Here is a 19,227-nt window from a genome sequence, read left to right as displayed (position 1 = left end):
CCATGGCTACCGCACCCGTCGAGGACCAGCGTCGCCTGCTCGAGGTCCAGGCCCTCGACACCAGGCTCCAGCAGCTCGCGCACCAGCGCCGGAACCACCCGGCGCTCGCCACGATCGCCGAGCTGGACGCCCGCATGCGCGACCTGCACGGCTCCCTGGTCGACTCGCGGACCGCCGTCGCCGACCTGGAGCGGGAGGTCACCAAGGCCGAGCGCGACGTCGAGCAGGTCCGCAACCGCGCGACGCGCGACCAGCAGCGCCTGGACGCCGGCGCGCTCGGGGCGAAGGACGCGACGGCCGTCATGAGCGAGCTCGAGTCGCTCGCGCGCCGCCAGAACGTCCTCGAAGAGGCCGAGCTCGAGCTCATGGAACGGCTCGAGGCGCACCAGGAGGCGCTGGCCAAGGTCGAGGCCGCGCACGGCGAGCTCGTCTCCGCCCAGGAGAAGGCGATCGCCGAGCGCGACGCGGCCTTCGCCGAGATCGACGGCACGGCCGCGGGAGTGACGGCCGAGCGGTCCAAGGCCGCCGAGGGCCTGGACGCAGGGCTCGTCACCCTCTACGACCGGCTGCGTGCCCAGCTCGGCGGGTCGGGCGCGGCCGCGCTGAACGGCAACCGCTGCGAGGGCTGCCGGCTCGAGCTGAACGCCGGTGACCTGGCCGCCGCCAAGAACGCCGCGCCGGAGCAGGTCGTCCGGTGCGAGGAGTGCGGCCGGATCCTCGTCCGAGCCGCCCAGGGCTGATGCGGCGCCCTCCGTCCGGCGCGCTCGCCCGGTACGACGGCGTGGTCCCGGCCACCGTGGTCCTCGTGCGCCACGGGGTCACCCCGTTGACGGAGGTCGGTGCGCTGTCCGGCGGTGACGTGCCTGGACCCTCGCTGACGACGGCGGGCCAGCGGCAGGCGGCGCAGGCATCCGACGCGGTGTTCCGGATCGGCAAGGACCTGTGGCCGGACGTGCCGCGCCCGGACGCGCTGTTCGCCTCGCCCACCGTGCGCACCCAGGAGACCGCCGCGGCCGTGAGCCGGCGGATCGGGGCCGACGTGCGGACCGACGAGCGCTTCGCGGAGATCCGCTTCGGCGAGTGGGAGGCCATGGTCCCGGAGCAGGTGCACGCCGGCTGGCCCGGCGACCTGGTGCGGTGGGTCACCGAGGGCACGTTCGCCCCGCCCGGTGGCGAGTCGTACGCCGACCTCGCCACGCGCGTGCAGCCGGCCCTGGACGACGTCGTCGCGCGAGCCGAGAGCTCCACGTCGGTCGTCGTGGCGCACGCCGCGGTGATCCGGACGCTGGTGGGCCTGGCGCTCGACGCCCCGCCGAACGCCTGGGGCCGGGTGCGTGTCCCGCCGGGCTCGCTGTCCCTGCTGAGGCTCTGGCCCGACGGCGCCCGCGAGGTCAGCGTCGTCGGGTTCCCGGCCGCGGACTGACGCGGCCGGGGCCGGCTCTCTAGGCGATGACGAGCTCGAGCGTGCGCGGACCGCTGCGCGCCCGGCCCGCCGCGTCGCCCAGCGTCGCCTCGACCATGCGATAGCTCAGGCCGGTGCCGATCTCGGTGCCGATGACTTGCCCGTCGAGCTCGCGGGCCGCGTCGAGCAGCGCCTCTGCCGACGACGGCGGGGCGCCCGCGCGGCGCAGCAGGTGACCCGTGAGCACGCCGCGGGTGTGCTTGGCGTTGTGCGAGACGACGGTGCGCTGACCGTCGACGTCGCGCACGACCCGGACGGTGACCCAGTCGGCGGCGTCGGGACCGGTGGTCGTGGGCTTCCACGCCGCCAGGTACGCGGCGGAGCGGCAGTCGACGACGACGTCGCCCGCCGCGCGCCCCGTCAGCGCGTCCGCCAGGTGCGGACGCCAGGCCGTGGCGAGCCTGCCGACGCCCGGCAGGTCGACGCCCATGGAGAGCCGGTAGGCCGGGATACGGTCCTGCGGCGCGACGACCCCCCACAACCCGGAGAAGATGCGGACGGAGTCCGCGCAGAGCGCCGCCGCCGGACCTGTCAGGTCGCCGAGGCCCGCCGCCGCGTAGAGCACGCCGCTGTAGACGTCCGTGGCCGGTGCCGCCGGCGCCGTGCGCAACGCGGTGTTCCGGGTGACCTCCTTGGCCAGCGTCGCGCCGACCTTCAGGACCTTCGTGGCGTCGGGTCGGGCGCTCACCGTCGCGAGGGCGTCCAGGACGGCTTCCCGCTGGGGGGCGAGCTGCGGCGCGGCGAGCGCCCGCAGGTCGACCGGGGCGCCGCCGTCGGGCGCGGGCGTCTTGCCCTCGGAGGGCGGGAGGCAGATCAGCACCCGGACACCCTAGAGCCTGGCGGGCGGCTCCTGGTCGTTGGCCGGTGGTCCGCCTCGTTGTGGGAGCATCGGGAGCATGACGTCCGACGAGCAGTGGCTCACCCGAGCGGTCGAGCTGGCGGTGACCGGCGTGCCGTCAGGACAGGGCCCGTTCGGAGCGGTCGTGGTGCGCGACGGCCAGGCCGTGGGGGAGGGGACGAACCGTGTGACGGTCGACCTCGACCCGAGCGCGCACGCCGAGGTGGTGGCGATCCGGGCGGCCTGCCAGGAGGTCGCCGCGTACTGGCTGCCCGGCGCCGTGCTGTACAGCTCGTGCGAGCCGTGCCCCATGTGCCTGGCGACCGCGCTGTGGGCGCGCGTCGACCGGGTGGTGTTCGCCGCTGATCGCCACGACGCCGCGGCAGCCGGCTTCGACGACCGGATGTTCCACGACGTGCTCGCGGGCCGCGCACCCGGCCCCGTGCCCGTGGAGCGCCGGTCCGTGGACCGTGCGCTGGCGCCGTTCGAGGCCTGGACCGCGTTCGACGGCAAGTCTCCCTACTGAGGCCGTGACGTCCGTAGGATCGCGCCATGGCTCAGGTGAAGATCTACGGGAACCGGTCGGTGTGGGGCGAGCGACGGGCGCAGGTGTCCGACGCCGTCCATGCGGCCCTGGTCGGCGCGTGGCAGCTCCCCGAGGGCAAGCGGTTCCACCGCTTCCTGCTGCTGGACGACGGCGATTTGGTCGCGCCGCGCTCCGAGGCCTACCTCGTGATCGAGATCCTGTGCTTCACCGGTCGCACGGCGGCGGCGAAGAGGGCTTTGGTCCGAGCGATGTACGACGACGTCGCCCCGGCGCTGGGGCTCGCGGAGGACGACCTGGAGGTCGTCGTCGTGGAGAGCCCCCGCGAGAACTGGGGCATCCGCGGCCGCAGCGCGGACGAGCTGGAGCTGGACTACCGGGTGGACGTCTGAGGGCGGGTATCCTTGCCGGGCGGACGAGTCGGTCGGACGGTCGCGTCATCGCTTCGGCGGTGCCGAGGAACGTCCGGGCTCCGAAGGGCAAGGTGGTGGCTAACGGCCACCCGGGGTGACCCGCGGGACAGTGCCACAGAAAACAGACCGCCCGCACGCTTCGGCGTGCAGGTCAGGGTGAAACGGTGGTGTAAGAGACCACCAGCATGGCCGGTGACGGTCGTGGCTCGGTAAACCCCACCTGGAGCAAGGTCAGACAGACTGTGTCGGAGGGCGGCCCGCCCGATTCTCTTCGGAGAAGCGCAGTCGGGTAGACCGCTGGAGCCCTGCGGCAACGCAGGGCCTAGATGGATGACCGTCACCCGTGCCGGGGCAACCGGGCACGGGGACAGAACCCGGCGTACAGACCGACTCGTCCGCCCCGCAGGTCGTACGCTCGTGGCATGAGCGACACCGGCGTGCTCACCTTCCGTCCGGCCGACGACGTGCCGTTCGACGACGTGCCGTTCGACCGAGGGGCCGATCGGGTGGGTCGCCGTCGCGCCGCGCCCGACCTATCGCCGCTACTACGGACGCAGCCCCGTCGTCTGGACCGGCCGGCACGAGGACCGTGAGGACCCGTCGGTGTGGGCCGTCGCGTGCTTCATCGTCCGCGCCGGCGCTCGCGGGCAAGGACTGACGTACGAGCTCGCCCAGGCGGCCGTCGACTTCGCACGGAGCCAGGGTGCGACGGCGCTCGAGGGCTACCCGATCGTCGCCCGCGGCGGCGGTGAGGTCGTCTGGGACGAGGCGAGCGTGGGCACCCCGCAGATCTTCGCGGCCACCGGCATGCAGCAGGTCTCAGCCCCGACGACGCGTCGTCGCGTGATGCGGATCGACTACTGAGGCGAGTTCTGGGAAGCGGCGCTGAGCCGGGCGGCGGAGAACGGGAAGACGAGCACCGTGACGGCCCCCGCCGTCACCATGATCGACGCCAGGTCGATGCTGATGACGTCCGAGGACGCGGCGATCTGGGTCACGGCCACGATGATCGGCAGTCCGGTGGACGCGTACAGGCCGAGGGCGGCCCGTTCTCGGAAGGTCGTCAGGCCCGAGTGGGTGGTGGTCCACTGCTCGCGGACGACGACAGGAAGCCCGCGCACCAGCAGGATCATGGTGACGAACCCCAGCAGCAGGGGCCACCCGGCCGCGACGGCGGACAGGTCGATGTTCATACCGCTCGTCACGAAGAACACGGGGATCAGCAGGCTGAATCCGACGACCTCGACCTTGTGCGTGATCTCGCGCGCATGGTCCGGAGCCGCACCCTTGAGCACGGCGTTGAGGAGGATGCCGGCGGTGAAGGCGCCCAGGGCGACGTCGAGCGAGAGGACGGCGGTGAGCAGCATGAGCGTGATCAGGATGAGCACGGTGAGGCGCAGCGTCGTCTGCATCGTGGTGTTCGACGCCCGTGCGAACGCCTCGCTCAGCAGAGGTGCGGCCCGGAAGACCCGACGGGGGACTGCGATGACGAGGGCGGCCGCCGCGGCGAAGGCGACGAGGACGGCGGCGGCCTGCCAGGTGCCTCGCGTGGAGAGCAGCAACGACATCGCGACGATCGGGAGCAGCTCACCGTAGGCGCCATGGACCATGACCGCGCGTCCGAGCGGTGTGCCCGTGGTCCCGGAGTCCTTCAGGATCGGCAGGAGCGTGCCCAACGCGGTGGAGGTCGAGGCGATGGCCAGGACGACGGCGACGTGTACCTGCCCGTCGACCAGGAGCAGGCCCGCACCCAGCCCGAGCAGGGCGCACACCAACCAGGTGATCGCCGCCTGGCGTCCTTGGCGACCGCGCATGTCGGCGATGTCGACCTCGAGCCCGGCCAGCAGGAACAGGAAGCCCAGACCGAGCTCGCGCAGGAACTCGACGGGGGCCGTGGCGGAGGCCAGACCGAGCGCGTGCGGGCCGATGGCAGTCCCGAAGACCAGCAGCCAGACGACGTCGGGAACTCTGCGGCGCGTCACCAGGGCCAGGACCGGCGCGAGGAAGGCGACCAGCGCGATCCACCACACCGAAGCCAGGTTGTCGACGAGCAGCTGCCCTTCCGTCATGGCCGGGACGCTACCGCTGATGCGGCCGGTCGGCCCGTCTTGTCAGGGCGTCCGGTCGCTCTCGTGCACCGGCCTCTTCGTGACGACCGTGTGGCCCACGGCGATGACGACGATCGCGATGACGGCTCCGACGAGGGTGTAGAGGGCCCGGTCGACGATGCTGTCGACGATGGCGTCCGAGCCGCCGGCGGTCTGCAGCACGACTGCCGGTGTGAGGACGGTGACGAACGCCCAGTACGGGAGCTTCATGTTCGCCCACGCGGCCGCGACCGTCAGCACGAGAGCCAGCGCGGTGATCACCGCCGGCAGGTCCTTGAACGCCGCGACGATCGCGACCGCGACCAACGCGCCGGCGAGGGTCCCGGCCACCCGTGCCGCCACGCGGCTGGCGGTGTCGACGTAGTACGGCTGGACGACGACGAAGAAGGTCAGGATCAACCACCACGAGTCCGCACCGAGCCCGGTCATGGCGACGTGGGTCGCGGTCCCGACGAGAAGTCCGAGCGCTGCGGCGAAGTAGCCGGCCGTGTGCAGGGGAAATGTCTTCGGCGGCTGCACGGGGAACGCTCGGACGAGGATCTGACCGAGTGCCGCGGTCCAGAGGCCTCCCAGGAGGACGACGCCGACGGTGACGAGGCCGGAGGTCAGCGACGATTCTGCGGCCACCGTGCCGGAGGGGACCCGGACGTCGAGGTCGCCGATCAGGGCGAGGGCCGCCAGCGGGCCGGCGAACGAGAGCATCATGTGCCAGCCGCGCAGCGCGGTGAGTCCTGTCGCGACGCCGATCGCCGCCATGTACAGCGCGCCGACGATCGGCAGGTCGTGCAGAAGGAGAGACGTCCCGATGAGCGCGGGGGTGACGAAGGCCGCCGCGAACCCCACCCGCGTCCCGGCGAACAGCCCGATGACGACGGGGAGCATGCCGAGGTACCAGAGCGAGCCGTTCGTGTGCCAGGCGGAGACGCTCAACCCGATCATGGGCGCCAGCAGCAGCAGCGCCAGAACGACGACCACACCGGTCGACGGTGCGTGCCGGGCGGGCGGCTCGTGCGCTTCAGCCGTCATGTCTGGTGACGCTAGCGGTCGCCCGTCGGTGGCGCACCGTGGCCCTCCGCCGTCCGGCGTGCGCACGGCGGCTCACATGGAGGCGCCCCACCGGTAGCCGGCATAGGCGAGGACCACGCATGCCACCAAGGTTCCGACGGAGTAGGCGAACGCGTGGCCGTAGCGCTTGTCTCGGATCAGCAGCACGGTCTCGTAGCTGGCGGTGCTGAACGTGGTGTACCCGCCCAGGAATCCTGCGCCGACGACCGGACCGAGGTCGGTGGCCGGGATGCTGCTGGCGACCAGCCCGGTGATGGCCCCGAGAACCAGGGACCCGGACGTGTTGATGATGACGGTGGACCACGGGAACGCACTCGTCAGCTTCGAGCTGATGAGGCCGTCGACGACGAATCGGGTACCTGCGCCCAGGCCGCCTGCGACCGCGAGGAGGAGGAAGACGCCGAGGGTCATCGCTGCGTCTCCTCCTGACCGGGCTGGATCCGGGCATGCGCCCGGGACGCCACCACGATCCCCGCGAAGGTCGCGACAGCACCGAGGAGCAAGGTCGTCAGTACGTAGATCGTCGCCAGGTCGGTGCGCGAGCCGTCGAGCAGCACCACCGTGTCGGTGGCCAGCGAGCTGTACGTGGTGAAGCCGCCGCAGAAGCCTGTGCCGAGGAGCAGCCTGAGCCGTGCGCCGCGAGGGTCGCCGGGCAGCCGGTAGGTCACAGCGACATAGAGGTAGCCGAGGAGAAAGGCGCCCACGACGTTGACGGCCGGGGTCGCGACGGGCAGCTGGTCGAGGTCCGGGACCGCCCAGGTGACCCCCTCGCGGCACGCGGCACCGAACGTGCCGCCGACCACGACGGTGGTGATCGTTGCTGCGCGCTGGGCGCCCGGGTGAAACATGTGAAGAACATTGGCTGAACGTGAGCGTTTGGTCAAGAAGCCTCCTGTGACGGGGTTCACTTCGGGCGTCGGCTGGTGTACGTTTGCGCCATCGCGACAACGTGGTCGCGTGTCCTGATCGCCGGTTGCCACGCCGTGGCACGCAGGGGGCGTGGACTCCAGGGACGAAGGTGTGACAAGTGACCCTCACCAGTGAGGTTCAGACCGGCGGGATCGCTCTGACCGAGCGCTCGTCGGTGTGTGTGGTGACGATGTGGGGCGAAGTTGACATCGCCCTGCGCAACGAAGCCTCGGCAGCACTCTCCGGGGCCTTCCAGCGTGACCTGCCCGTGGTCGTGGACGCCTCCAGGGTGACGTTCATCGACTCTGCGGGCATCGCCTTCCTCGTCCAGCTCTGCCGCATCGGGCAGGACGAAGGGCTCCAGGTCACGTTGCACGATCCGCCGGCCACCATCCGCGACGCGCTGCGCACGCTCGAGCTCGACTCGCTCGTCGTACGCTGAGCCGATCCACCGGTGCCGGTCACTCCTCGGGTGACCGGCACCGGTGCGTCCCGGGCTCAGTGGGGGCGTGCTGCCAGCGAGGCGGCACCGACGATCCCCGCACGGTTGCGCAGGGTCGCCGGGATGATCTCGGCCCGCAGGTCGAGCAGGGGCAGGAACTTCTCGTGCTGCTTGCTGATGCCCCCGCCCACGACGATGAGGTCGGGTGAGAGGAGCATCTCTACCGTCTCGAAGTAGCGCTGCAGCCGCTTGGCCCACTTCTCCCAGGACAGGTCCTCGCGGTCGCGGGCCGATTCCGCGGCGCGGGACTCGGCGTCGTGCCCGTCGATCTCCAGGTGTCCGAGCTCGGTGTTCGGTACGAGCGCACCGTCCACCAGCAGCGCCGAGCCGATGCCCGTGCCGAGCGTCGCGAGGAGGACCACGCCGTCGCGTCCCTTCGCGGCGCCGTACCGCTGCTCGCCGACGCCGGCTGCGTCGGCGTCGTTGACGGCGACGGCGTCGTGCCCGGTCGCCTCACGGACGAGGGCCGGCAGGTCGACACCCTTCCAGGACTTGTGCAGGTTCGCGATGAAGCGGACGACGCCGTGGTCCAGCGGCGCGGGGAAGGCCACCCCGATCGGGGCGTCGTCGGCCAGGTCGAAGCCCCCGACGAGCTCCGCGAGGATCTTGCCCACGGCCTCGGGTGTCGACCTGTCGGGAGTGCGGACCCGTTGCCGGTCCGCGGTGAACTCTCCGGTGGTCAGGTCCACGGGTGCGCCCTTGATCCCGGAGCCGCCGATGTCGATGCCGAAGGCCACCTGGTGCTCTCGTTGCTCAGCCATGGGGACCATCTTGGTGCAGGATCGTGCCATGAGCGAGAACAGTCCACGTCAGGCGCAGTACTGGTACAACACCGAGACCGGTGAGGTGGAGGAGGCGGCGCAGAAGTCGTCGTGGAAGCACCTCATGGGGCCCTACCCCACGCGCGAGGCGGCCCAGCAAGCGCTGGACACCGCCTCGCGGCGCAACGAGGCATGGGAGGACGAGGACGCCGACTGGCGAGACCCGTCCTGACGCCGGCCCGAGGTCGACCGCCCGCTACTGCTGGAACGAGTGCTCCGCGGCGGGGAACGCACCGGTGCGCACCTCTGCCGCGAAGTCGGCCACCGCCTGGCCGAGCACGCGGCCCAGCTCGGCGTAGCGCCGGGCGAAGCGCGGCGACCAGTCCGTCATCCCCGCCATGTCGGTCCACACGAGCACCTGACCGTCGACGTCCGGCCCGGCGCCGATCCCGATCGTCGGGATCTGCAGGAACTCGGTGATGCGCGCGGCGACCTCCACCGGCAGCATCTCCAGCACGACGGCGACCGCACCGGCCTCCTGCACGGCGAGGGCGTCCTGGCTCAGCTCCTCCGCGGCGTCGTCCCCGCGGCCCTGGACTCGCGGCCCGCCGAGGGAGTTCTCCGCCTGGGGCGTGTAGCCGAGGTGCCCGACGACGGGGATGCCGGCAGCGCTGATGGCCTGGATCTGGGCGGCGGAGCGCCGTCCGCCCTCGAGCTTGACCGCGGAGGCACCGGTCTCCTTCATGACCCGTACCGCGGAGGCGAGCGCCTGCTCCGGTCCTGCCTCGTAGGTCCCGAACGGCAGGTCGACGACGACGAACGCGCGCTGCGTCACCGACGCGACGGCGCGACCGGCCCGGACCATGTCGTCCAGCGTGACCGGCAGGGTGGTCGCGTGCCCCAGCATCGTGTTGCCGATGGAGTCGCCGACGAGGATCGTGTCGATGCCGGCCGCGTCGATGACGGCCGCGGTGGGGGCGTCGTAGGCGGTCAGCATGGTGATCTTCTCGCCGCGCTCCTTGGCCTGCCGCAGGTGGTGGACCCGCACGCGCCGGGCGCCCGCGGCGATCCCGGCAGGTGCTCCGCCGCTTGAGGTGACGGACCTCACACCGGACGTGGGGTCGCTCGGGGCAGGAGAGTTCTGGCTCGTGGTTGCCATGGTCGATAGCGTAGGCGACAGCCGGTCGGGACCCTGTCTCGCTCCGGTCGGCGGTGCCGGAGCGGTACGTCACCCACGGTTAACAGGTATCGGGCAGGATGGGGTCATGGACAGGCAGCAGGAGTTCGTTCTCCGCACGGTCGAGGAGCGCGACATCCGCTTCATCCGTCTCTGGTTCACCGACGTGCTGGGGGTGCTCAAGTCCGTCGCGGTCGCCCCGGCGGAGCTCGAGCAGGCCTTCATCGAAGGCATCGGGTTCGACGGCAGCTCGATCGAAGGGCTGACACGGGTCTACGAGGCGGACATGATCGCCAAGCCCGACCCGACGACGTTCCAGGTGCTGCCCTGGCGCGGGGAACGGCACGGGACCGGCCGGATGTTCTGCGACATCCTGACCCCCGAGGGCGAGCCGTCCCTGGCGGACTCGCGCAACGTCCTCAAGCGCCAGCTCGCCAAGGCGAGCGACAAGGGGTTCACGTTCTACACGCACCCCGAGGTCGAGTTCTACCTGTTCAACCAGATGTCCGCGGCCGACCAGCCGTTGGTGCCGGTCGACCACGGCGGCTACTTCGACCACCTGGCCCGCGGCAGCACGCACGACTTCCGCCGCGCCGCGATCACCATGCTCGAGTCGATGGGCATCTCGGTGGAGTTCTCCCACCACGAGGCGGGCCCCGGCCAGAACGAGATCGACCTGCGCTACGCCGACGCGCTCACCACGGCGGACAACCTCATGACCTTCCGCACCGTGGTCAAGGAGGTGGCGCTCGAGCAGGGCGTCTTCGCCTCCTTCATGCCGAAGCCGCTGGCCGACAAGCCCGGCTCAGGCATGCACACCCACATGTCGCTGTTCGAGGAGGACCACAACGCCTTCCACGAGCCGGGTGCGCAGTTCGAGCTGTCGAAGACCGGCCGGCAGTTCATCGCCGGCCTGCTCGTGCACGCCGGTGAGATCACCGCCGTGACCAACCAGCACGTGAACTCGTACAAGCGGCTCTGGGGCGGTGCCGAGGCGCCGAGCTACATCTGCTGGGGCCACAACAACCGTTCCGCGCTGGTGCGGGTGCCGATGTACAAGCCGGGCAAGGGGAACTCGTCGCGGGTCGAGTACCGCGCGCTCGACTCCGCCGCCAACCCTTATCTCGCCTTCGCGGTGCTGCTGGCCGCCGGTCTCAAGGGCATCGAGGAGGGCTACGACCTCCCCGAGGCGACCGAGGACGACGTGTGGGAGCTCACGGGAGCCGAGCGGCGGGCGCTCGGCATCGCGCCGCTGCCCGACTCGCTCGACGAGGCGATAGAGCTCATGGAGTCGTCGGAGCTCGTCGCCGAGACTCTCGGCGAGCACGTGTTCGACTACGTGCTGCGGAACAAGCGCAACGAGTGGGACGCGTACCGCGCCCAGGTGACGCCGTACGAGCTGCAGACGTCGCTGCAGTTCCTCTGAGCCCTGGTCGGGGACGGTGCCGCTAGGGTCGACACGTGAGCTCGACGACGTCCGGCACCGGTAGACGCGAGACCCTGACCCGCAGGCTCCTGCGGGCAGGATTCGCGGACCTGACCCGATCCGCCTCCCTGTGGACCGACGACGACCTCCAACGCCGGCTCGGACAGGACGACGGCGAGTCTCTCCTGCGGGCGCTGGGGACGACGGCGGACCCCGACCTCGCCCTGCTCCAGCTCGTCCGGCTCGCGGGCGCGCCGGGTGCCGGTGACCGCGTGGACCATCTCCTGACCGCCGACGCCGCTACGCCGCAGGGAGCCGCCCGCACGCGGCTCCTCGCGGTGCTGGGTGCGTCGTCGGCACTCGGGGACGAGATCGCGCGCCGCCCAGAGCTCCTCGACGTGCTCGCCGACGAGGAGCCGGGCACCGGCGCGGACCCCGCAGCCGTCCGAGCCGGGATGCTGCGCGCGGTAGGGGCCGACCCCGCCGCCGAGGTGCCCGTGGCCGCCGCGGACCCGGCGGCCGGCACGGAAGAGCCGCCGTCGTGGCCGGACGCCGACGCCCGGACCGCCACCGACGCCCTCCGGCGTGCCTACCGGGCACGGCTGCTGCGGATCGCCGCGACCGACCTGACGACCACCGACCCGCTCACCGTGCTGCCCGGCGTGGCCGCGGCACTGTCAGACCTCGCTGTCGCCGCCCTGGACGCGGCGCTCGCCGTCGCCCGCTCGCAGCTGCCGGACCACGGGGCGGGCGTGCGCCTCGCCGTCATCGGCATGGGCAAGACCGGAGGACGCGAGCTCAACTACGTCTCCGACGTCGACGTCGTGTACGTGTGCGAGCCCGTGCGGGCGAGCGACGGCACGCCGGCCATGGACGAGTCCGCCGTCATGCGGGTGGGCACGCAGCTCGCGTCCCGCCTGCAGAAGGTGTGCGCCGGGACGTCGACCGAGCCGTCGTTGTGGGAGGTCGATGCCGCGCTGCGGCCCGAGGGCAAGCAGGGCCCGCTGGTGCGCTCGCTCGAGAGCCACCTGGCCTACTACGAACGCTGGGCCGAGACGTGGGAGTTCCAGGCCCTGCTCAAGGCGCGGCCCGTCGCGGGCGACGCCGAGCTCGGCGCCGCCTACCGTGCCGCCGTCGACCCCTTCGTGTGGGCAGCGGTGCACCGTGACCACTTCGTCGAGGACGCGCAGGCGATGCGCCGTCGCGTCGAGCAGAACGTGCCCGCCGCGGAGGCGGACCGGCAGATCAAGCTCGGCAAGGGCGGGCTGCGCGACGTCGAGTTCACCGTCCAGCTCCTCCAGCTCGTCCACGGCCGGACGGCTGAGAGCATCCGTGGCGCCAACACCTTCTCCGCCCTGGACGCGCTCGCGAGCGCAGGGTTCGTCGGGCGCGAGCACGCGGCACGCATGGGCGAGTGCTACCGGTTCCTGCGTTCGCTGGAGCACCGGGTACAGCTCTTCCGGCTCCGCCGGACGCACCTGCTGCCGACATCCGAGGAGGACCTGCGCCGGCTCGCCCGGTCGCTGGGCATGCGGGGCCAGGGCGCGGACGACCTGATGCGCCGTTGGCGCGACACCCGCCGGGAGGTCCGGGCGCTGCACGAGGCCGTCTTCTACCGGCCGCTGCTACCGGCGTGGGCCCAGCTGTCCGACGACGAGCTGTCGCTCGCGCCGGATGCAGCGAGGGCGCGGTTCGCCGCCGTCGGCTACCGCGACCCCGACGGTGCGATGCGGCACGTCGTGGCGCTCACCGAGGGGACGTCGCGGCGCGCGTCGCTGCAGCGCCAGCTCTTGCCCGTCATGCTCGGCTGGTTCGCCGAGGGGGCCGACCCCGACGCCGGGCTGCTGGCCTTCCGCAAGCTCTCCGAGACCCTCGGCGCGACGCCCTGGTACCTGCGGCTGCTGCGCGACTCCGGGAACGCCGCGTATCACCTGGCGCACCTGCTGGCCTCGTCGCGCTACCTGGCCGACGCGCTGGCCCGGTCGCCCGAGTCGGTGCAGTGGCTGGCCGACACCACGCGGCTGGAGCCGCGCGGACCCGAGCGGCTCGCCGCCGAGGCCGACGCCGTCCTCACCCGCTCCGACGACCCCGGCACCGCAGCCAGCAAGCTGCGGGCGCTGCGGCGGCGTGAGCTCGCCCGTACCGGCGCCGGCGAGGTGCTGGGCGTCCTCGACCCGGTCCGCACCCAGGCCGCGATCTCCGATGCCGCGGACATGGTGCTGCTGGGTGGGATGCGTGTGGCCGAGTACGCGGTGCGCGCGGAGATGGGGCTCGGCCCGGCCGCCGCGGCGAACCCCACCCGCACCCTCGTCGTGGCCATGGGCCGCATCGGTGGCCGCGAGATGGGGTACGGGTCGGACGCCGACGTCATGTTCGTGCACGAACCGGTGCCCGGAGCGGACACCCAGCAGGCTCAGGACTTCGCCCTGCGGACGGCGCGGATGCTGCAGAAGATGCTCTCCGCCGTCGGCCCCGAGCCGAACCTGCCCGTCGACGCGGACCTGCGTCCCGAGGGTCGCCAAGGGCCGCTGGTCCGCACCTTCGGCTCCTACGCGGAGTACTACGAACGCTGGATCGACGTCTGGGAGCAGCAGGCCCTGCTCCGGGCCCGCCCCCTCACGGGGACGCTCAGCGGCGATGCCGACCTCGCGCGGCGCTTCACCGAGATGATCGCCCGGCATCGCTACCCGGCGGGCGGTCTGCCCGAACCGGCGTCGCGCGAGATCCGCCGCATCAAGGCACGCGTCGAGGCGGAGCGGCTGCCGCGCGGCACCGACCCGACGCGGCACCTCAAGCTCGGTCGCGGCGGCGTCTCCGACGTCGAGTGGGCCGTCCAGCTCCTGCAGCTCCAGCACGCTCACGAGGTACCGGCGCTGCGGGTCACGGAGACCGTCGCAGCGCTCGACGCCGCGGAATCGGCCGGGCTCCTCGACGACCTCGACGCCGAATGGCTGCGCGAGGCCTGGATGCTCGCCTCGCGCCTGCGGTCCGCGCTCGTGCTCTGGTCCGGGAAGGTCGGCGGGCCGCGCGGTGACGTGCTGCCCGCCGACTCCTGGGCGCTGTCCGGGCTCGCCGACCTCATGGGCGACGTCGGGAGCGGCGTCGAGCTCGAGGAGCTCTACCTGCGGACGTCGCGACGGGCGAGGACCGTCATGGAACGCGTGGTGTACGGCGAGGACTGAGCCGCTGCGGGGTGGACCTCGTCGGTCCCACCCTGCGCTGCGCTCCGCGTCAGTCCTCCGATCCCTTGGTCGGACTGCCGCTGCGGGGTGGACCTCGTCGGTCCCACCCTGCGCTGCGCTCCGCGTCAGTCCTCCGTGCTGAGGGTGAGGGCGTTGAGCCGGCTGCCCGCGAACCAGGTCGCCGCGACGAAGCCGCCGATGATCAGCGCGTACGCGAGCCCCAGGCCGACGTCTGCCGTGAGCAGGCCGGAGGGCGCGAGGGATTCGGTCACCGACAGCGCCCACTGCTGCACGCTGAGGTTGCGCGCGCCCGGCACGAAGCTGCCGACCAGGCTCTCCCAGATCAGCGCGTAGACCAGGCCGATGATGACCGCGTGCCGGGTGACGATGGTGAGCAGCAGGAAGAGCACGCTGTACACCGCCCCGGCGGCCAGCGCCCCGGCACCGAACGCGAGCACGGTACGCGGCCCTGCGCCGAGCACGACGGCGGCCAGCATCGTCGGCACGACGGCGAGCGCGACGACGGTCCCCACGGCCACCAGCAGCTTGCTCTGCACGATCGTGTGCCGGGAGACGGGCTTGGCCAGCAGGTGGACGATCGAACCGTCGTCGATCTCCGGGGCGATCGCCCCGGTGCCCACGATGAGACCGAACAGCGGCAGGAACGTCGAGAAAGCGATCGCGCGCAGCAGTCCGGCGGCGTCGGCCTCCGAGACCGAGGCGAGCAGCCGGGTGGCCACAGCGATGACGACGAGCAGCAGCGCCAGGGCGCCGAGCAGCCACAGGCGTCGGCCGCCCAGCATGCCCTGGGCGGTCAGGCGGACGATGGTGCGGTTCACGATGGCTCCTAGTTCTCGACGAGGTAGGAGAACACGCTCTCCAACGACTCGTCCGCGGGCGAGACCTCGAACAGGCGGACGTCCGCGTCGCGGGCGACGCGGGGGAGCAGCTCGGCAAAGCGGAGGAACTCCCGGGCCTGGACCCGCAGCACCCCGTCCTCCAGGCTGACGCCGGCCGTCGACGCGTCGGCCACGAGAGCCGAGGCCAGCGCGCGGTCGTCGCTGGAGGTGATGGTGTACTGGTGCGGGCGGTCGGTCATCAGGCGCCGGATCTCGCGATAGTCGCCCGACGCGGCGTACCGGCCGGCGACCACCACCTCGATCTGGTGCGCGAGCTGCTCGACCTCCTCGAGGATGTGGGAGCTGAACAGCACCGTGCGCCCCTCGGCGCCCATGCGGCGCAGCAGCTCGATCAGGTGCAGACGCTGGCGCGGGTCCATCCCGTTGAACGGCTCGTCGAGAAGCAGCACCGTCGGGTCGTGCACCAGCGCGGAGGCCATCTTGACCCGCTGCCCCATCCCCTTGGAGTACTCGCCGATCTTGCGGTCCTGCGCCTCCTGCATCGCAACCGTCTCCAGCGCTCGCTGGGCGGCGGCACCCGGGTCGGCCAGGCCGTGCAGCTCCGCACTGGCGACGACGAGCTGGCGCCCCGTGAGGAAGTCGTAGGTGGCCTCCCGCTCGGTGACGATGCCGAGCACCCGGTAGGCCTCTGGGTTCTTCCAGGTCTCGGCGCCGTCGAGCGTCACGGAACCGGCCGACGGCGGCAGGAACCCGGCGAGCATGTTGATGAGGGTGGACTTGCCGGCGCCGTTCGGTCCGAGCAGCCCGGTGATCCCTGGGCCGATGGACATCGTCACGTCGTTGACCGCGACGACGTTGCCGAACCAGCGCGAGCAGGTGTCGATCGTGAGCGTGGCCATCAGACCTTCACCTTCCGGTAGCGCCGGGTCAGGGCCCAGTAGGCGAGGGCGACGACCCCCAGCGCCACGACGAGGAACACGAGTCCGGCGAGATCGCTCGGCGGACCCGCGGGCGTCGAGGACGAGACGCCGAACGCCCAGACCTGCACGCCGTCGACCAGGGTCATGGGGGAGAAGAGGCCGATCCATCCGGCCGTGTCGGGGTCGTCGGCGTCGAACGCGACCACGCCCTGCAGGCTCGAGACGATCGAGTAGCTCAGCGCCAGCACCGTGACGATCGCTGCGATCCCGAACCCGCGGCGCGCGGTGAAGGAGGCGATGAGCACCGAGAGACTGGCCAGCACGGCGGAGAACAGCACCGCGCCCAGCAGGGCTTGGGCGAGGTCGACGGACTCGCGCCCGGCGTCGAACCCGGCGGCCAAGGACCCGAGGTACAGCACGACCAGCGGCACCGCCAGCAGGATGAGCACCGCCGTCGTCGTCGCGGCGAGCTTGGCCCGCACGTAGTCGACGCGCTCCAGCGGCCGGGCGAGGTAGAGCGGCAGCGAGTGGAAGCGCAGGTCGAGCGACACCGCCTGCGGTGCCGCCACCGCGACGAAGATCGCCAGCGCCGCCTGCATGATCATCGCGTACCGGGTGTACGGCACCACCGGGCCCGTGATCTGGCCCATCCCGGCGCCGACGACGGCGACCACGGCAAGGACGACGGCCGGCAGCAGCAGGACGACGAACATGCCGATCGGGACGACCTTCGACCGCGCTGCCCGGCCGAGGCCGAAGGCGCCGCGCAGACTGTGCGTGTAGAGGCTGAGCGTGATCGCGCGGCGGGCGAGGCGCTCGCCGTCGTAGCCGCGGTAGCCGATGTTGTGGATGACGCCCGTCGGCGAGCTGTCAGCGTGCGACATGGGTGGCCTCCTCGTCGAACACCTCGGCGATGTGATGACGCCGCGGTTCCATCCGGACGAGCCCGAGCCCACGGTCCGCGACGACGTCGCGCACCAGGTCGTACGTCTCGTCGCCCCGCAGCTCGACCAGCAGGAGCGCCCCGTCCTGGGTGACCTCCAGGCCCGCGCTCCGCAGCGCTGCGAGCGCCGCGGCAGGCTCCGCGACGACCTCGAGGGCGAGCTGGGCGCTGGACCGGGTGAAGTCGGCCACCGACGACGACCGCAGGAGCGTGCCACCGTCGATGATCACCACGTTGTCGCAGATCCGTTCCAGCTCGCCCAGCAGGTGCGACGTGACCAGCACGGAGATCCCGAAGTCGGTGTGGATGCGCCGTACCAACGCCAGCATCTCGTCACGGCCGGCGGGGTCCAGGCCGTTGGTGGGCTCGTCGAGGAACACGACGTCCGGGTCGTGCACCAGCGCCTGGGCGAGCTTGACGCGCTGCTTCATGCCGGTGGAGTACCCGCCGATCGGCCGGTAGCGCTCCTCGTAGAGCCCGACGTGCCGCAGCGTGTCGGCGGCGCGCTCCCGGGCAGCCGACGTCGGCAGTCCCGACATGCGTGCGAGGTGCACCACCAGCTCGGTGGCGGAGACGTCGCCCGGCAGGCAGTCGTGCTCCGGCATGTAGCCGACCCGGCTGCGCAGGGCCAGGCCGTCGGCCTCGATGTCGTGGCCGAGGACCCGGGCTCCGCCCGACGTCGCACCGGTCAGCCCCAGGAGGATCTTGATGAGCGTCGACTTGCCGGCGCCGTTGGCACCGACAAGTCCCGTGACGCCGTCGCCGACGTCGATGGACAGCGACTCGAGGGCGGTGACACCCGGATATCGCTTGGTGAGGCGTTCCGTGGAGATGACTGGCACGCGCCTCACGCTAGCGGTGCAGGTCAGCGGCCGATAGGCCTGGCGTCGGAGATCAGGGCAGGCTCAGGGGATTCACCCATGGCCCGGGTGCCGATCGCTCAGGCGCGCTCGATCGGCAGCCAGATCTCGCACGTGGCCGTCGTGAAGTCCTCGTCATGCTCGAGGACCGCCACGATCGACGGTCCGGGTCGCAGTCGCCACGGGTTCGACGGGAACCACTCCGACGCCGTGGCCGCGTAGGCCTCCTGCAGGGCCTGCGGGTGCGGTCCCTCGGTCGTGAAGACCGCCCAGGTCCCGGCGGGGACGGCGATGCTGTCCAGGTCGTCGGGGACGGGGGTGCCGTCGCTGACCGCCACCCCGTGCAGGTAGGTCAGCTCGGTGCCCTCCGGGCTGTCCTGGGCCAGCTCGTCGCTGACCTGCAGCAGGCCGGCGGGGGAGGTGTTGCTCATCTCCTTGAGCCGCAGGTGCTCCGCCATCGGGATCGCGGCGACGTGCTCCTGGATGTGCGGGTTGACGCCCTCGTGGACGAGCGGCACCCGGGTGGCGTGGCCGACGAGGCGGAGGTCGGGCCGTTCGGTGAGGCGGACGTGCATGGGTCTGTTCCCTTCGACGGTCAGGCGGAACCTGAGCTGTTGTTGGCTGCGGAAGGGACCCCCGGTGCGGCGTGCGTCGCTGAGCCCGACGCCGTGGACAGCGCGGAACGCGCGTCCGAACGCCTCGGTCGAGCCGTAGCCGTACCGGACAGCGAGCGTCAGCAGGTCGTCGGACGACTCCGCCACGTCGGCGGTGGCGACCGTCATCCGGCGGCGGCGGACGTACTCGGAGACGGGCATGCCCGCCAGCGACGAGAACATCCGTCGCAGGTGGTGCTCCGTCGTCCCGTGCTCCGCCGCCACCCGGGCGACGTCGACCTGCTCGGCCGCCGCCTCCTCGACGGCGTCCATCAGGCGGTTCAGTGCTGCGAACATCGCGGGCCTCCTTCCGCGTACCAGCCTCCGGGAACGGGAGGCGTCCGCGCCCGATCATTCCGGACCAGTTCGATCATCACGGAACGACGAAGGCCCCGGCGGGTGCCGGGGCCTTCGGGGTGACGTCGAAGCGTCGAGTGCTGCTCCTACGACCGATCAGATGTCGTAGTAGAGCTCGAACTTGCCCCCGACGAATGGTAGTCGTGGGGGAGTATCGGGAACGTTGGAATCTCGCGGTTCCGGCGTTGGGGGGGCCCCCCCCCCGCCGGGGGGGGGGGGGGGGGGGGGGGGGGTGTTGGGGGGGGCC

21 protein-coding genes and 1 other RNA gene are annotated in these 19,227 nt (G+C 71.9%); 10 read left to right on the top strand and 12 right to left on the bottom strand.

Going from position 1 to position 19,227, the window contains the following annotated elements; genetic code table 11:
- Positions 1 to 2 precede the first annotated feature (2 nt).
- Positions 3 to 740, top strand: coding sequence for a zinc ribbon domain-containing protein (locus ACH5HR_RS02905; RefSeq protein ID WP_416476152.1), 738 nt, complete (start codon positions 3 to 5; stop codon positions 738 to 740).
- Positions 740 to 1,423 (top strand): histidine phosphatase family protein, encoded by a 684-nt coding sequence (locus tag ACH5HR_RS02900; protein WP_416476151.1) that lies wholly within the window; start codon positions 740 to 742, stop codon positions 1,421 to 1,423. The genes ACH5HR_RS02905 and ACH5HR_RS02900 overlap by 1 nt, the downstream gene beginning before the upstream one ends.
- A gap of 19 nt (positions 1,424 to 1,442) precedes the next feature.
- On the opposite strand, the gene ACH5HR_RS02895 is transcribed toward ACH5HR_RS02900, so the two are convergent.
- Complete coding sequence (locus ACH5HR_RS02895; protein WP_416476150.1) at positions 1,443 to 2,282, bottom strand: YaaA family protein; 840 nt, start codon at positions 2,280 to 2,282, stop codon at positions 1,443 to 1,445.
- Between the two features lie 76 nt (positions 2,283 to 2,358).
- Between ACH5HR_RS02895 and ACH5HR_RS02890 the strand changes: the two genes are divergently transcribed.
- The 4 genes from ACH5HR_RS02890 (at position 2,359) to ACH5HR_RS02875 (ending at position 4,121) form a co-directional block, all read left to right on the top strand.
- The gene (locus ACH5HR_RS02890; protein WP_416476148.1) at positions 2,359 to 2,826 is read left to right on the top strand and encodes a nucleoside deaminase; all 468 of its coding nucleotides are present in this window, start codon (positions 2,359 to 2,361) and stop codon (positions 2,824 to 2,826) included.
- Positions 2,827 to 2,852: 26 nt separating this feature from the next.
- Positions 2,853 to 3,236 carry a tautomerase family protein gene (locus ACH5HR_RS02885; RefSeq protein WP_402371361.1) on the top strand — a complete coding sequence of 128 codons (384 nt, stop codon included), beginning with the start codon at positions 2,853 to 2,855 and terminating at the stop codon, positions 3,234 to 3,236.
- A gap of 24 nt (positions 3,237 to 3,260) precedes the next feature.
- An RNA gene (gene rnpB / locus ACH5HR_RS02880) (RNase P RNA component class A) lies at positions 3,261 to 3,655 on the top strand.
- A 103-nt stretch (positions 3,656 to 3,758) separates the two neighbouring features.
- Complete coding sequence (locus tag ACH5HR_RS02875) at positions 3,759 to 4,121, top strand: GNAT family N-acetyltransferase (protein ID WP_416476406.1); 363 nt, start codon at positions 3,759 to 3,761, stop codon at positions 4,119 to 4,121.
- Here ACH5HR_RS02875 and ACH5HR_RS02870 read toward each other — a convergent pair.
- The 4 genes from ACH5HR_RS02870 to ACH5HR_RS02855 form a co-directional block, all read right to left on the bottom strand.
- A complete protein-coding gene (locus ACH5HR_RS02870; protein ID WP_416476145.1) occupies positions 4,115 to 5,326 on the bottom strand; it encodes a cation:proton antiporter in 1,212 nt (403 codons plus the stop codon). The two genes, ACH5HR_RS02875 and ACH5HR_RS02870, sit on opposite strands and share 7 nt — an antisense overlap.
- Positions 5,327 to 5,368: 42 nt before the next feature.
- On the bottom strand, positions 5,369 to 6,391 hold the full coding sequence (locus ACH5HR_RS02865; RefSeq protein WP_416476143.1) for an FUSC family protein: 1,023 nt from the start codon (positions 6,389 to 6,391) through the stop codon (positions 5,369 to 5,371).
- A gap of 72 nt (positions 6,392 to 6,463) precedes the next feature.
- Positions 6,464 to 6,841, bottom strand: coding sequence for a fluoride efflux transporter FluC (locus ACH5HR_RS02860; protein WP_416476141.1), 378 nt, complete (start codon positions 6,839 to 6,841; stop codon positions 6,464 to 6,466).
- Positions 6,838 to 7,278, bottom strand: a complete 441-nt coding sequence (locus ACH5HR_RS02855) for a fluoride efflux transporter FluC (RefSeq protein WP_416476140.1) — start codon at positions 7,276 to 7,278, stop codon at positions 6,838 to 6,840. The genes ACH5HR_RS02860 and ACH5HR_RS02855 overlap by 4 nt, the downstream gene beginning before the upstream one ends.
- Before the next feature lie 179 nt (positions 7,279 to 7,457).
- Between ACH5HR_RS02855 and ACH5HR_RS02850 the strand changes: the two genes are divergently transcribed.
- Positions 7,458 to 7,781, top strand: coding sequence for an STAS domain-containing protein (locus ACH5HR_RS02850; RefSeq protein WP_416476138.1), 324 nt, complete (start codon positions 7,458 to 7,460; stop codon positions 7,779 to 7,781).
- 56 nt (positions 7,782 to 7,837) lie between these two features.
- On the opposite strand, the gene ppgK is transcribed toward ACH5HR_RS02850, so the two are convergent.
- Entirely contained in the window at positions 7,838 to 8,602 is a 765-nt protein-coding gene (gene ppgK / locus ACH5HR_RS02845) for a polyphosphate--glucose phosphotransferase (protein ID WP_416476136.1), read from the bottom strand.
- A 28-nt stretch (positions 8,603 to 8,630) separates the two neighbouring features.
- Between ppgK and ACH5HR_RS02840 the strand changes: the two genes are divergently transcribed.
- Entirely contained in the window at positions 8,631 to 8,834 is a 204-nt protein-coding gene (locus ACH5HR_RS02840; protein ID WP_402371377.1) for an SPOR domain-containing protein, read from the top strand.
- Positions 8,835 to 8,858: 24 nt separating this feature from the next.
- Here the strand turns inward: ACH5HR_RS02840 and panB are convergent, their stop codons facing one another.
- Entirely contained in the window at positions 8,859 to 9,761 is a 903-nt protein-coding gene (panB, locus tag ACH5HR_RS02835; protein ID WP_416476134.1) for a 3-methyl-2-oxobutanoate hydroxymethyltransferase, read from the bottom strand.
- Positions 9,762 to 9,867: 106 nt separating this feature from the next.
- Here panB and glnA point away from each other — a divergent pair, with 106 nt between their 5' ends.
- Both glnA and ACH5HR_RS02825 read left to right on the top strand, forming a co-directional pair.
- Positions 9,868 to 11,205 (top strand): type I glutamate--ammonia ligase, encoded by a 1,338-nt coding sequence (gene glnA / locus ACH5HR_RS02830; RefSeq protein ID WP_402371381.1) that lies wholly within the window; start codon positions 9,868 to 9,870, stop codon positions 11,203 to 11,205.
- A gap of 35 nt (positions 11,206 to 11,240) precedes the next feature.
- Complete coding sequence (locus ACH5HR_RS02825; RefSeq protein WP_416476132.1) at positions 11,241 to 14,387, top strand: bifunctional [glutamine synthetase] adenylyltransferase/[glutamine synthetase]-adenylyl-L-tyrosine phosphorylase; 3,147 nt, start codon at positions 11,241 to 11,243, stop codon at positions 14,385 to 14,387.
- Between the two features lie 125 nt (positions 14,388 to 14,512).
- Here ACH5HR_RS02825 and ACH5HR_RS02820 read toward each other — a convergent pair whose 3' ends face one another.
- From ACH5HR_RS02820 to ACH5HR_RS02800, 5 genes are all read right to left on the bottom strand, one after another.
- Entirely contained in the window at positions 14,513 to 15,226 is a 714-nt protein-coding gene (locus ACH5HR_RS02820) for an ABC transporter permease (protein ID WP_402371386.1), read from the bottom strand.
- A gap of 8 nt (positions 15,227 to 15,234) precedes the next feature.
- On the bottom strand, positions 15,235 to 16,146 hold the full coding sequence (locus tag ACH5HR_RS02815; protein ID WP_416476129.1) for an ABC transporter ATP-binding protein: 912 nt from the start codon (positions 16,144 to 16,146) through the stop codon (positions 15,235 to 15,237).
- Complete coding sequence (locus ACH5HR_RS02810; RefSeq protein WP_416476127.1) at positions 16,146 to 17,051, bottom strand: ABC-2 transporter permease family protein; 906 nt, start codon at positions 17,049 to 17,051, stop codon at positions 16,146 to 16,148. Before ACH5HR_RS02810 ends, ACH5HR_RS02815 begins: the two co-directional genes overlap by 1 nt.
- Positions 17,038 to 17,952 carry an ABC transporter ATP-binding protein gene (locus tag ACH5HR_RS02805; RefSeq protein ID WP_416476126.1) on the bottom strand — a complete coding sequence of 305 codons (915 nt, stop codon included), beginning with the start codon at positions 17,950 to 17,952 and terminating at the stop codon, positions 17,038 to 17,040. The genes ACH5HR_RS02810 and ACH5HR_RS02805 overlap by 14 nt, the downstream gene beginning before the upstream one ends.
- A 98-nt stretch (positions 17,953 to 18,050) precedes the next feature.
- Positions 18,051 to 18,920 (bottom strand): AraC family transcriptional regulator, encoded by an 870-nt coding sequence (locus ACH5HR_RS02800; RefSeq protein ID WP_402371397.1) that lies wholly within the window; start codon positions 18,918 to 18,920, stop codon positions 18,051 to 18,053.
- Positions 18,921 to 19,227: the final 307 nt, after the last annotated feature.

Source organism: Isoptericola maris (assembly GCF_048065335.1).
Lineage (GTDB): Bacteria > Actinomycetota > Actinomycetes > Actinomycetales > Cellulomonadaceae > Isoptericola > Isoptericola rhizosphaerae.
Note: the sequence above shows the minus strand (reverse complement) of the source record. Positions and strands in the feature narration are given on the sequence as shown.